The following is a 12,711-nucleotide window of genomic DNA, read 5'->3' on the forward strand; positions in this document are numbered from 1 at the left end:
ATGGTCGCCGGGCGGGGCCGAGCAAACTTGGAAGATGGACGCCATCACTGGAATCACCGAGGTGCCGCTTCCACGCAACGAACCCGTGCACGACTACGCCCCGGGCTCAGCCGAGCGCGACCGCCTGAGCGCCGCCCTCGCGGACCTGTCCGACACGCCGATCGAGCTGCCGCATGTGATCGGCGGCAAGCGCACCATGGGCGACGGCGCGCGGATCGACGTGGTCCAGCCGCACCGGCACAGCGCCGTGCTGGGCACCCTGACCAACGCCGAGCACACCGAGGCCGCCGCGGCCGTCGAGGCGGCGATGACCGCCCGGGCCGACTGGGCGGCGCTGCCGTTCGACGAGCGCGCGGCGGTCTTCCTGCGGGCCGCGGACCTGCTGGCGGGGCCGTGGCGGGAACGGGTCGCCGCGGCGACCATGCTGGGCCAGTCCAAGAGCGCCTACCAGGCCGAGATCGACGCCCCCTGTGAGCTCGTCGACTTCTGGCGGTTCAACGTCGCGTTCGCCCGCGACATCATGGCCCGGCAACCGAACAGCTCGCCGGGGGTGTGGAACCGCACCGACTACCGCCCGCTGGACGGATTCGTCTACGCCGTCACGCCATTCAACTTCACCGCCATCGCCGGCAACCTGCCGACCGCGCCGGCCCTGATGGGCAACACGGTGGTGTGGAAGCCGTCGATCACCCAGACGCTGGCCGCCCAGCTGACCATGCAGCTGCTCGAGGCCGCGGGCCTGCCGCCGGGGGTGATCAACCTGCTCACCGGGGACGGGCTGGCGGTCTCGGAGGTCGTGCTCGCCGACCCCCGGCTGGCCGGAATCCACTTCACCGGATCCACGGCGACGTTCCAGCGGCTGTGGCGCGAGGTCGGCGCCAACATCGAGCGCTACCACTGCTATCCGCGTCTGGTCGGCGAGACCGGCGGCAAGGACTTCGTCGTCGCGCACGCCTCGGCGCGACCCGAGGTCTTGGCGACCGCACTGATCCGCGGGGCGTTCGACTATCAGGGCCAGAAGTGTTCGGCGGCCTCGCGGGCCTTCATCCCGCGCTCGGTGTGGCAACGCATGGGCGACGACTTCCTGGCCGCCACCGACGCGCTGAGCTATGGCGACGTCACCGACCTGACCAATTACGGCGGCGCCCTCATCGATCAGCGCGCCTTCGCCAAGAACGTCAAGGCGATAGAGCGGGCCAAGGACGCCTCCGGCGTCACCGTCGCCGTCGGCGGCGAATACGACGACAGCACCGGATATTTCGTCCGTCCCACCGTGCTGCTGTCCGACGATCCCGCCGATGAGGCCTTCTCCACCGAGTACTTCGGCCCCATCCTCGCCGTCCACGTCTTCCCCGACGACCGGTTCGACGACATCCTGGGCGTGGTGGACGCGGGGGCCAAATACGCGCTGACCGGTGCGGTGATCGCCGACGACCGGGCCGCCATCACCGCGGCGTCACAGCGGCTTCGGTTCGCCGCCGGCAACTTCTACATCAACGACAAGCCCACCGGCGCCGTCGTCGGGCAGCAGCCGTTCGGCGGCTCGCGGGCCTCGGGGACCAACGACAAGGCCGGGTCGCCGCTGAACCTGTTGCGGTGGACGTCGGCGCGCTCGCTCAAGGAGACCTTCGTCCCGCCCACCGGCCACACCTATCCGCATATGGGCGGGTAGCCATGGGCTCGGCGTTCGACACCCTGGCCCGCCCGGCGATCCTGGCGGCCGGCCGCGCGACGCGGCTGCAGCGGGCCGCCGAACGCCTGCCCGTCACCCGCCGGGTGGTGCGCCGGTTCGTACCCGGCGAGACCGTCGAGGCGGTCCTGACCGCCGTCGCGGATCTGCGCGCCACCCGCCGGCTGGTCAGCATCGACCACCTGGGCGAGGACGTCACCGACACCGCCACGGCCCACGCGAACGTCCAGGCCTACCTGCGGTTGCTCGACGCGCTGGCAGGGCGCGACGAACCGGTCGGTGGCGTTGCGCCGCTGGAGGTCTCGCTCAAGCTCTCGGCGCTGGGGCAGGCGTTGGCGTCCGACGGCGCCAAGATCGCCACCGAGAACGCGTACGCGATCTGCCGCCGCGCCACCGAGGTCGGCGTGTGGGTGACGATCGACGCCGAGGACCACACGACCACCGATGCGCGACTGGCCATCGTGGCGCAACTGCGCCGGGACTTCGACCAAGTCGGCACGGTGGTGCAGGCCTACCTGCATCGCAGCCTGTCGGATTGCCGTGAGCTGGCCGATGCCCGAATCCGGTTGTGCAAGGGCGCCTACGACGAGCCGGCCTCGGTGGCCTACCGGGACCACGACGAGGTCACCGCCAACTATCTGCGCTGCCTCGCCGTGCTGATCGACGGCCCGGGATATCCCATGATCGCCTCCCACGACCCGGCCGTGCTGGCCGCGGTGCCGCGGTTGCTGCGCGAGAGCTCGCGGGGCCCGGGCGATTTCGAATACCAGATGCTGTACGGCATCCGGACCGACGAACAGCTCCGGCTCGCCGACAACGGTGATCATGTGCGCGTCTACGTCCCGTTCGGCACGCAGTGGTACGGCTACTTCGTCCGGCGGCTCGCGGAGCGGCCGGCCAACCTGATGTTCTTCCTGCGGGCGCTGGCGGGACGCTGAATCACGCCGGGATGGCGGCCACCGGCATGACCACCGAACCCCGGCACGCGCCCGAGGCGATATCGGTGTGCCACATCCCGCGCAAAGTGCCGTCGCTGTGCGGCGCGTAGTACGTGAACGAGCGGGCGGGGCTCCATTGCGACTCCGGGCTGTCCGCCGCGCATTGCCACACCCAGTCGTAGGTGGCCTTCCACTGCTGGCCGTCCCAGTTGTACCGCAACGGGTTGGGCACCGTCGGATTCGACGAGGCCGGGCCGTGCGTGGTCGCCACGCACGTACCGCCGGAACACGACGTCGAGACCACGAACACGGCGCCGAAGTCGGCCTCGCTCTGGCGCGCCGCGACGCTCGTGCCGCCCTTCTGCGAGGCGTACGTGACCATCGAATACTGCCCCGTCCACGGCCGCGGCGCGGCCTGTGCGGGCGACGCTGCGGTGACCACGACGGCGGCCACGGCGCCCACTGCGGTCCCCGCCACGGCGTAACCGCGCGGCATGGCACGTGGACGACGGGCGGGCATGGCGAATCCTTGCTGATAGACGGACTATTCGCTCACCACGGTAGCCGCGCGAGGTGACACGATAGGCCCGCGACCAAGCACTGCGCGCAGTTGTTATGGACTCGATGCCGGGACTTGGCCGGGCCTTGTCGCGGGCGTTGCCGCGCCGAGACCGACCGGCTACCCGTCGTGGCCGGACAACAGCAGCAGCGTCCAGGCCGCCACTGACTGGGCGTCGGTGATGTCGCCACGGCGGATCATCGCCTCGACGTCGGCGCGGGCAAACCAGGCGCAGCGCATGTCCTGCTCTTCGGGCTCGCGCTCATGGTCACCCTCGGTGATGCCGGTGGCCAAGAAGACCCGGCCGCGTTGGCTGCTCATCCCGGCTGCGACGTCAAGCAGCCCCAACTCCACCATCGAGTCCGCGCGCAGACCCGTCTCCTCGCGCAACTCGCGGGCGGCGAGATCGAGCGGGGCCACCGTTGCCCCGCCCGGGGCGGCGCCCTGCGGGAACTCCCACCGCCGCAGGCCCAGCGGGTAGCGGTACTGCTCGACGAGCATGAACCGGTCCCGCTCCCGCGCGATCACCAACGCGTAGTCGGGTTTGTCGACCACCCCGTAGATGCCCGGGCTGCCGTCGGGCCGGCGGATCTGGTCTTCGCGCAGCGTCATCCAATCGTTGCGGTACGCGGTTCGGCTGGACAGGCATTCGAAGGGATCCACCCGGTCAGTATCGCGGTACCGTCACAAGCGTGTTGTTGGCCTCTCTGAACCCCGCCGCCGTCGCCGGTGGCGCCGATCTGTCCGACGCCGTGACCATCGGCGAAACCACGCTGAGCCGCAGCGACCTCGTCGGTGCGGCCACCTCGGTCGCCGAGCGGGTCGGTGGTGCCGCCCGGGTGGCGGTGCTGGCCACCCCGAGCGTCACCACGGTGCTCGCCGTCACGGGCTGCCTGATCGCGGGGGTGCCGTTCGTGCCGGTGCCCGCCGACGTCGGCGCCGCCGAGCGCGCCCACATCCTGAAGGACTCCGGCGCGCAGGCCTGGCTCGGCGAACTACCCGAGGACACCGGCGGACTGCCGCATGTGCCGGTTCGGCTGCACGCCCGCTCCTGGCATCGCTACGCCGAACCGCATCCGGACACCCCGGCGTACGTCATGTACACCTCCGGCACCACGGGTGCGCCCAAGGGCGTGCTGACCAGCCGGCGCGCCGTGGCCGCCGACATCGACGCGCTGGCCGCCGCCTGGCGGTGGACGCCCGAGGACACCCTGGTGCACGGTCTGCCGTTGTTCCACGTACACGGTCTGGTGCTGGGTCTGCTCGGGTCGCTGCGGATCGGTAACCGCTTCGTGCACACCGGCAAGCCAACCCCCGTCAACTACGCGCAGGCCGCGGAAAAGCACGGCGGCACTTTGTTTTTCGGTGTCCCCACGGTGTGGTCCAGGCTGGTCTCGGACGGTGCCGCGGCCGACGCGCTGCGGTCGGCAAGGCTGTTGGTGTCCGGCAGCGCCGCGTTGCCGGTGCCCGTGTTCGACCGGTTGGTGTCGCTGACCGGACACGCGCCCATCGAGCGGTACGGCAGCACCGAATCGTTGATCACGCTGAGCACTCGGGTCGACGGCGAGCGCCGGCCCGGCTGGGTGGGGCTACCGCTCGACGGGGTGCAGACCCGCCTGGTCGACGACGGCGGCGGCCCGGTGGGCCACGACGGGGAAACCATCGGCAAACTGCACGTGCGGGGGCCGATGCTCTTCGACGGCTACCTGAACCGGGCCGAGGCCACCGCCGAGGTGCTGGGCGAGGACGGCTGGTACCGCACCGGCGACGTCGCCGTCATCGACGACGGCGGCATGCACCGCATCGTCGGGCGGGAATCGGTGGACCTGATCAAGACCGGCGGATACCGGGTCGGTGCCGGCGAGATCGAGACCGCGCTGCTCGGGCACCCCGGCGTCGACGAGGTGGCGGTCGTCGGCGTACCCGACGCCGATCTCGGTCAACGCATCGTCGCCTTCGTCGTCGGCGACACCGAGCCGGACGCCCTCATCGAGTATGTGGCCGAACAGCTTTCGGTGCACAAGCGCCCCCGCGAGGTGCGGCTGGTCACGGAGCTGCCGCGCAATGCGATGGGCAAGGTGCTCAAGAAGGAGCTGATGACAGGAGGTTGAGCATGGCGTTGCGTTTTTCCGAGGTGTGCATCGATGCGGCGGACCCGCCGGCCCTGGCGCACTGGTGGTCGACGGCGCTGGGTTGGCCGACCGAGCCCACCGAGGACGGCGACATCATCCTGAAGCCGCCGGGCGGCGCCGGGCCGCTGTGGGCGTTCTTGGCGGTGCCCGACGACAAGGTGGTCAAGAACCGGATCCACTTCGACTTCGTGCCCGATGACCAGCAGGCCGAGGTCGACCGCCTGCTGGCCCTCGGCGCCCGGCGGGCGGATGTCGGCCAAGGTCAGGAGAGCTGGGTGGTACTCGCCGACCCCGAGGGCAACGAGTTCTGCATCCTCGCGGCCGAGTGAGCCCCCGCGGGGGTGGACACCCCCTCACGAGCGGGGACAACCCCTCACGAATTAGTTCCCAAAACCGGCTTTCCACACGCGCTAACTCCGGCAGCCCCATCTGAACCCCTCAGCTAGAGGCTGTTGCATCCACCCCTTGAACCCAGGCCCGGAAAGTGTACGTAGGTGGCCGCTCGTGGAGTGGCTCGAGAAGACCCAAGCTCAGTTGGCGTGCAGGTCCGCGTTGAGGGTGATGCCGTGCCCACCGCGGGCGACCACCTCGACGGCCCCGGACATCGAGTTGCGCCGGAACAGCATGTTGCTGGCGCCGGAGAGCGTGCGCGCCTTGACCCGCTTGTCGTCGGGGGTGGTGACCTTGGTGCCCGCCGTGATGTACAGCCCGGCTTCCACGACGCAGTCGTCGCCCAGCGAGATCCCCAGGCCGGAGTTGGCGCCCAGCAGGCAGCGCTTGCCCACCGAGATGACCTCGCTGCCGCCGCCGGACAGGGTGCCCATGATGGAGGCGCCGCCGCCGATGTCGGAGCCGTCGTCGACCACCACGCCCGCCGAGATGCGCCCCTCCACCATGGAGGAGCCCAGCGTGCCGGCGTTGAAGTTGACGAACCCCTCGTGCATGACCGTGGTGCCGGCGGCCAGATGCGCGCCCAGGCGGACCCGGTCGGCGTCGGCGATGCGCACGCCGGACGGCAGGACGTAGTCGACCATCCGCGGGAACTTGTCGACGCCGTAGACCGTCACCGGACCGCGGCGGCGCAGCTTGGCGCGCACGGTCTCGAAACCCTCGACGGCGCAGGGGCCGTGGTTGGTCCACACGACGTTGGTGAGCAGCCCGAAGAAGCCCTCGGCATTGAGCTTGTGCGGAGCGACCAGGCGGTGCGAGAGCAGGTGCAGCCGCAGGTACACGTCGTGGGTGTCGACGGCCTTGGCGTCCAGGTCGGCGATCGTGGTCCGGACCACCACCGTCTCGGTGCCGCGTTCTTCGTCGCGCCCGGCCAGCCCGACCAGGTCCGCCGGCGCGCCCTCGGGCGAGCGCTGCGTCCCGGTGGTGTCGAACGATCCCAGTTCCGGTGCCGGGAACCAGGTGTCGAGAACCGACCCGTCGGCCGCCAGCGTTGCCAATCCAAAACCCGAAGCTCCAGTCACGGTGCTACAGGCTACCGGGGCGGCCACGGACCGGGACGTGCCCGTCGCCCACCGTCACCACGCCCACGTGGCCGCACAGCGCTCCCGGATACCCTGGTCAGGTGCCTGACCTCCGCGTGGACCGCCTCGACCTGCATGCCGACCCCGTCGCCCTGACGGCGGCCCTGGTCGATATCCCGAGTGAATCGCGCGACGAGGCGCGCCTGGCCGACGCCGTCGAGGCCGCGCTGCGGGAACAGACGGAGGGCTTCGAGGTGATCCGCAACGGGGACGCGGTGCTCGCGCGCACCCAACGCGGACTGCCCAGCCGGGTCCTGCTGGCCGGTCACCTGGACACCGTCCCCATCGCCGACAACCTCCCCAGCCGCATCGACGGCGACCGGATGTACGGCTGCGGGACCTCCGACATGAAGTCCGGCGACGCGGTCTTCCTGCATCTGGCCGCGACCGTCACCGATCCCGCGCACGACCTGACGTTGGTGTTCTACGACTGCGAGGAAATCGAGGCCGCCGCCAACGGCCTGGGCCGCATCGAGCGGGAACTGTCGGACTGGCTGCGCGCCGATGTCGCCGTGTTGGGCGAGCCGACCGGCGGGTTCATCGAGGCCGGCTGTCAGGGCACGCTGCGCGTGGTGATCAGCGCCGACGGCACCCGCGCGCATTCGGCACGTTCCTGGATGGGTGACAACGCGATCCACAAGCTCGGCGCGGTGCTGGCGCGCCTCAGCGAGTATCAGCCCCGCCGGGTCGACATCGACGGATGCGAGTACCGCGAGGGACTCTCGGCCGTGCGGATCGACGGGGGAGTGGCCGGCAACGTCATCCCCGATGCGGCGGCGGTGACGGTGAACTTCCGCTTCGCCCCCGATCGCTCGCCGCAGCAGGCGCTCGATCACGTCCACGAGGTCTTCGCGGGCCTGCCGGTCAGCATCGAACTCACCGACTCGGCGGCCGGCGCCCTGCCGGGACTCGGCGAGCCGGCGGCGGCCGCCCTGGTCGCGGCGGCCGGCGGCCAGGTCCGGGCCAAGTACGGCTGGACCGATGTCTCCCGCTTCGCCGCGCTGGGCATCCCCGCCCTCAACTACGGACCCGGAGATCCCAACCTCGCCCACCGGCGCGACGAGAACGTCGAGATCGCGCAGATCACCTCCGTCACCGAGACGCTGCGGGCCTACCTGGCACGCTGAGCGGTCGCCTCCTCGGCCTCCCGCAGCGCCGCGCGGGCGACGGTGCAGTCGACGGTCGGCGCCAACCGCCGCAGCGGCGCGAGCGCCAACCCGTCGCCGAGCCGCACCGCGTCCCGCCAGCACAACAGCGCCACCGCGAGCTGACCGGAGCGTTCGGCCATGCCGGCCGCCTGCCTTGCCGCCGTCACCGCCGCGTGCTCGTCGCGGCCGGCCGCCAGCCGCCAGGCCCGGGCGATCCCGAGCTCGGGGGCGAACAGCGCCGACTTGGTGCCGTGCCGGGATTCCGCCCGCGACAACGCCTTTGCGGCCTCGGCGAGGTGCCCCAGGCGTGCCAGGGCCGTCGCCGACAACATCAGCGACAGCGGACCCCACGAGTAGCCGGTGCGGTCCAATGCCGCCGAGGCCGGACCGAGCAGCGCCGCCGCGCCCTCAAAATCCCCGCGCGCCATCCGGACCTGGGCCAGCAGCACCTCGCCGATGGCCCGGCCGGGCTGCTGCAACTCGGCGAAGTCGGTGTACTGCTGGGCGATTCGCTCGGCGCCGTCGACGTCGTCGTTCATCAGCAGCGTGCTCGTCAGCGCGAGGCCCACGGTGAATCGCAACAGGCCCGGATGCTCGGCGCCGGCGGCGCGCCGGGCGAAGCCGTCCACGTCGGCAAGCCGCCCCAGCCGGGCCGAACTCAGGCTCGCCGCGCTGGCCGCCCACGCCACCGCCGTGTCCCCGGCGGTCGCGGCCCCCAGCACCTCGGTCGCGATCTGCAACGCCCGCTGCGGGTTTCCGGCGTTCATCGCGAAGGTTGCGGTCAAGGCGTCCAGCGTGACCCGGTCCTCGGCGGCGGTCAGGCGGCTGCGGGTGGTGTTGAGGAACGCCGTGGCCCGTTCCGGCGCCCCGAGCATCCAGAACTCGTTGGCGGCGCGGGGCAGCGCCCAGGCCAGCAGTTCGGACTCAGACAGCGCAGCCGGGTCGACGGCGGCGAGCACCTCGGCCGCCTCTCGACCGCGCCCCTGCCAGGCCAGGGCGTGTGCCAGCAGCAGCCTCGCGTCCAGCCGCGTCGACCGCGCCAGCGCCGAGCCGGCCAAGCGTTCGGCCAAGGGCAGGTCCCCCAGGCGCAGGGCCTCGCCGGCGGCGGACACGGTCTCGTCCACCGGGAGCGGATCCGCGCCGGCCAGCGCGAGCCCCGCGATGCGCAGCCGGTCGCTGGGGTGATCGCGGGCCCGCCGCCGCAGCGGTTCGATCAGCCGGCTGCGCAGTTCGCGGGCGTGGTCCTCGGGCAGCGCGTCCAGCGCCCGCTCGGCGAACCGCGGGTGGGCGGTGAACACCAGGGGCTCGGCGCCGACGATCTCGACCGCGCCGAGTTGCTCGGCCTCCCGAACCGCCTCGGCCGACGTCAGCTCCTGCAGGTCGGCCAGGGCGATCGGCTCCAGCACGCAGAGCAGGTCCAAGACGTCGCGGGCCGGGCCGGGCAGGGCGTCGACGAACGCGTCGACGTCGTCGGATTCGGATGTGGCGCCCGCGGTTTCGACGTCCACCCGTTGCAGTAGGGCGTCCTCCCACAGCGCGCGGATGGTCGCCGGCGCGGTGTCGGCGCGCGCGGTCACGATCATCCGGGTGTTTCCGGCCAGCGCCAACTGGTAGGTCAGTGTCGCCGAGAGCGCGTCGAGCTGGTTGGCGTCGTCGACGATCAGCAGGTCCTCGGGGTCCGCGCGCAGCGAAAGGCGTGCGGCCCGTAGCAGGGCGGCGGGCTTGCCGAGCTCGGCGACCTCCACCAGCTGACTGAACGCGCCGAAGGGCACTGCCTGCTCGGTGGGGGTCGCGGTCACCCAACGCAACGTCGCCTGCGGGTGCGCCGCCGCGTACCGACGGGCGACCTGCCGCGCCAGGGTGGACTTGCCGATCCCGTCGGGGCCGGTCAGCACGGCCCCGGGCACCGTCGTCAACGCGGCTTCCAGGCGTTCGAGCGCGTCGTCGTGGCGCGGCACGCTCCACTGCTTCGACACCGTGCGCATCTTATGGGTGAGGCCCCGCGCGCACCGGTGATCGGCCAAATACCCTCACGGTGTGCAACGTGAGTGGGCGGTCTGCGTGTATTGCGCGTCGGGACCCAGGCATCCGGAACTGTTGGCGCTGGCCGATCAGGTGGGGCGGGCCATCGCCGATCGGAACTGGGCCCTGGTCTCCGGCGGGGGCAACGTATCGGCGATGGGCGCGGTCGCCGAGGGGGCGCGGGCCCGCGGCGGCCGGACCATCGGGGTGATCCCCAAGGCGTTGGTACACCGGGAGGTCGCCGACGTGCACGCCGACGACCTGATCGTCACCGACACCATGCGGCAGCGCAAACAGGTCATGGAGGACCACGCCGACGCCTTCATCACGCTGCCCGGCGGGATCGGCACCATGGAGGAGATGTTCGAGACCTGGACCGCCGGGTCACTGGGGATGCACGACAAGCCGGTGGTGCTGCTCGATCCGAACGGCCACTACGACGGGCTGCTGTCCTGGCTGGAGGGCCTGGTGCCCGCCGGGTACGTCGCGCAGCGAGCATTGGATCGGCTGCTGGTGGTCCGCGAGGTCGACGTCGCTCTGGATCTTTGTGCCCCCCGCTCGGTACCGCCGGTCACGCCCCGTGATTAGGCTGGGCGGCATGTCAGCCACCGATACCCGGACATCCGTCGGCCTCCTCGACATCGTCAGCCAGGTGCCCGGCGTGGTGATGGACACCCCGTCCATCCTGCGCGGTGTGACCACCGGCCTGCTCGCCCGTCCGACCTCGAAGACGTCGATCGGCAAGGTCTTTCAGGAACGCGCCCAGAAGTACGCCGACAACGTCTTCATCAGGTTCGGCGAGCAGCAGCTGACCTACCGGCAGGCGAACGAGACCGTCAACCGGTACGCGGCCGTGCTGGCGACCCGGGGCGTGGGGCACGGCGACGTCGTCGGGATCATGCTCCGCAACTCGCCCAACGCGGTGTTGCTGATGTTGGCCACCGTGAAATGCGGTGCCGTGGCAGGCATGCTGAACTTCCACCAGCGCGGCGACGTCCTCGAGCACAGCATCGGTCTGCTCGACGCCAAGGTGCTGGTGGCCGAGGACGATCTGCTCGACGCCGTCACCGATTCCGGCGTCCAGCTCGAATCCGGTGTCCTGGTGTCGATCTCGGAATTCGAGGGCCTGGCCGAGACCGCGCCGACCAACAATCCGGCTTCGGCGTCGGCGGTGCTGGCCAAGGATCCGGCCTTCTACATCTTCACCTCGGGAACCACCGGACACCCGAAGGCCAGTGTGATGACCCACCAGCGGTGGCTGCGCGCGCTCGCCATCTTCGGCGGGTTGGGGCTGCGTCTGACCAGTGACGACACCCTGTACAGCTGCCTCCCGCTCTATCACAACAACGCCCTGACGGTCGCGGTGTCCTCGGTGCTGAACGCGGGGGCGACGCTGGCGGTCGGCGAGAAGTTCTCCGCGTCGCGGTTCTGGGACGAGGTCGTCGCCTACGACGCGACCGCCTTCGTCTACATCGGGGAGCTGTGCCGGTACCTGCTCAACCAGCCCAAGAAGGCCACCGACCGCGGCCACAAGGTGCGAGTGGTCGCCGGCAACGGCTTGCGCCCGGAGATCTGGGACGAGTTCACCGAGCGGTTCGGCATCGACCGGGTTTGCGAGTTCTACTCGGCCAGCGAGGCCAACACGGCGTTCATCAACATCTTCAACCTGCCCAAGACCACCGGCATCTCGTTCATGCCGCTGGCCTACGTCGAGTACGACGCCGACACCGGGGAGCCCACCCGCGACGAGAACGGCCGGGTGCGCAAGGTGCCCCCGGGCGAGCCCGGCCTGTTGATCAGCCCGGTCAACCGGCTCTCGCCCTTCGACGGCTACACCGACAAGAAGGCCAGCGAGAAGAAGCTGATCAAGGACGCCTTCAAGAAGGGTGACGTCTGGTTCAACACCGGCGACGTGATGAACCCGCAGGGCATGGGCCACGCGTCGTTCGCCGACCGGTTGGGCGACACCTTCCGGTGGAAGGGCGAAAACGTGGCGACCACCGAGGTGGAGGCCGCCCTGACGGCCGATCCGCAGATCGAGGAGTGCACGGTCTTCGGCGTCGAGGTGCCCAACACCGGCGGCCGCGCCGGGATGGCCGCGGTCAAGCTCCGCGACGGCGCCGAGTTCGACGGCGTCGAGCTCGCCGAGACGCTTTACGACAAGCTGCCCGCCTATGCCGTGCCGCTGTTCGTTCGGGTGGTCGACGAGCTGGAGCAGACCACGACCTTCAAGAGCCGCAAGGTGGATCTGCGTGAGCAGGCCTACGGCGACGAGGTCACCGACCCGCTGTACGTGCTGGCCGGCCGGCGTGAGGGGTATATCCCGTTCCACGACGAGTACCCGGAACAAGTCGCGGCCGGGCAGCGTCCGAAGGGCTGAGGGACGAAGCCCTGAAGGGGCGCTGCCCCGTCGAGCCCAGCAGCGTCCGAAGGGCTGAGGGACGAAGCCCTGAAGGGGCGCTGCCCCGTCGAGCCCAGCAGCGTCCGAAGGGCTGAGGCTACTGCGCGAGATTGCACACAGGGTTGTTCTCGGCCTCGGGGAGCAGTCCTGCGTGCAATCTCGGGGGCTCGCGGCTCAGGCCATTCGGCGACCCCCGGCGAGATTGCGGCCAGGGTTGTTCTCGCGCCGGGCGGGCAGCCCTGTGTGCAATCTCGGCGCGCAGGCCGGCGAACCCACCCCCGCGCAGACA

The 12,711-nt window shown here is 70.8% G+C and carries 11 protein-coding genes; 7 read left to right on the top strand and 4 right to left on the bottom strand.

Annotation, left to right across the window (positions count from 1 at the left end):
- Positions 1-34: 34 nt before the first annotated feature.
- On the top strand, positions 35-1,672 hold the full coding sequence (gene pruA, locus R2K23_RS05790; protein ID WP_316515078.1) for an L-glutamate gamma-semialdehyde dehydrogenase: 1,638 nt from the start codon (positions 35-37) through the stop codon (positions 1,670-1,672).
- 2 nt (positions 1,673-1,674) lie between these two features.
- Positions 1,675-2,628, top strand: a complete 954-nt coding sequence (locus R2K23_RS05795; RefSeq protein WP_316515080.1) for a proline dehydrogenase family protein — start codon at positions 1,675-1,677, stop codon at positions 2,626-2,628.
- Between the two features lies 1 nt (position 2,629).
- Here the strand turns inward: R2K23_RS05795 and R2K23_RS05800 are convergent, their stop codons facing one another.
- A complete protein-coding gene (locus R2K23_RS05800; RefSeq protein WP_316515082.1) occupies positions 2,630-3,148 on the bottom strand; it encodes an Rv2253 family sensor-like surface protein in 519 nt (172 codons plus the stop codon).
- Between the two features lie 159 nt (positions 3,149-3,307).
- Positions 3,308-3,799 carry an NUDIX domain-containing protein gene (locus R2K23_RS05805; RefSeq protein ID WP_396893535.1) on the bottom strand — a complete coding sequence of 164 codons (492 nt, stop codon included), beginning with the start codon at positions 3,797-3,799 and terminating at the stop codon, positions 3,308-3,310.
- 80 nt (positions 3,800-3,879) lie between these two features.
- Here R2K23_RS05805 and R2K23_RS05810 point away from each other — a divergent pair, with 80 nt between their 5' ends.
- Both R2K23_RS05810 and R2K23_RS05815 read left to right on the top strand, forming a co-directional pair.
- Entirely contained in the window at positions 3,880-5,298 is a 1,419-nt protein-coding gene (locus tag R2K23_RS05810) for an acyl-CoA synthetase (RefSeq protein WP_316515087.1), read from the top strand.
- 2 nt (positions 5,299-5,300) lie between these two features.
- Complete coding sequence (locus R2K23_RS05815) at positions 5,301-5,648, top strand: VOC family protein (RefSeq protein WP_316515090.1); 348 nt, start codon at positions 5,301-5,303, stop codon at positions 5,646-5,648.
- Positions 5,649-5,849: 201 nt separating this feature from the next.
- On the opposite strand, the gene dapD is transcribed toward R2K23_RS05815, so the two are convergent.
- Positions 5,850-6,818 carry a 2,3,4,5-tetrahydropyridine-2,6-dicarboxylate N-succinyltransferase gene (gene dapD / locus R2K23_RS05820; protein WP_316515093.1) on the bottom strand — a complete coding sequence of 323 codons (969 nt, stop codon included), beginning with the start codon at positions 6,816-6,818 and terminating at the stop codon, positions 5,850-5,852.
- Positions 6,819-6,907: 89 nt separating this feature from the next.
- Here dapD and dapE point away from each other — a divergent pair, with 89 nt between their 5' ends.
- Positions 6,908-7,978, top strand: a complete 1,071-nt coding sequence (gene dapE, locus R2K23_RS05825; protein ID WP_316517082.1) for a succinyl-diaminopimelate desuccinylase — start codon at positions 6,908-6,910, stop codon at positions 7,976-7,978.
- On the opposite strand, the gene R2K23_RS05830 is transcribed toward dapE, so the two are convergent.
- Positions 7,963-9,975, bottom strand: coding sequence for an AAA family ATPase (locus R2K23_RS05830; RefSeq protein ID WP_316515095.1), 2,013 nt, complete (start codon positions 9,973-9,975; stop codon positions 7,963-7,965). The genes dapE and R2K23_RS05830 overlap by 16 nt on opposite strands.
- Positions 9,976-10,036: 61 nt before the next feature.
- Here R2K23_RS05830 and R2K23_RS05835 point away from each other — a divergent pair, with 61 nt between their 5' ends.
- Together R2K23_RS05835 and fadD6 are read left to right on the top strand one after the other, a co-directional pair.
- Entirely contained in the window at positions 10,037-10,609 is a 573-nt protein-coding gene (locus R2K23_RS05835) for an LOG family protein (protein ID WP_316515098.1), read from the top strand.
- Positions 10,610-10,619: 10 nt separating this feature from the next.
- Complete coding sequence (gene fadD6 / locus R2K23_RS05840; protein WP_316515100.1) at positions 10,620-12,401, top strand: long-chain-acyl-CoA synthetase FadD6; 1,782 nt, start codon at positions 10,620-10,622, stop codon at positions 12,399-12,401.
- Positions 12,402-12,711: the final 310 nt, after the last annotated feature.

It is taken from the genome of Mycolicibacterium sp. MU0050 (assembly GCF_963378085.1).
Classification (GTDB): Bacteria; Actinomycetota; Actinomycetes; order Mycobacteriales; family Mycobacteriaceae; genus Mycobacterium; species Mycobacterium wendilense.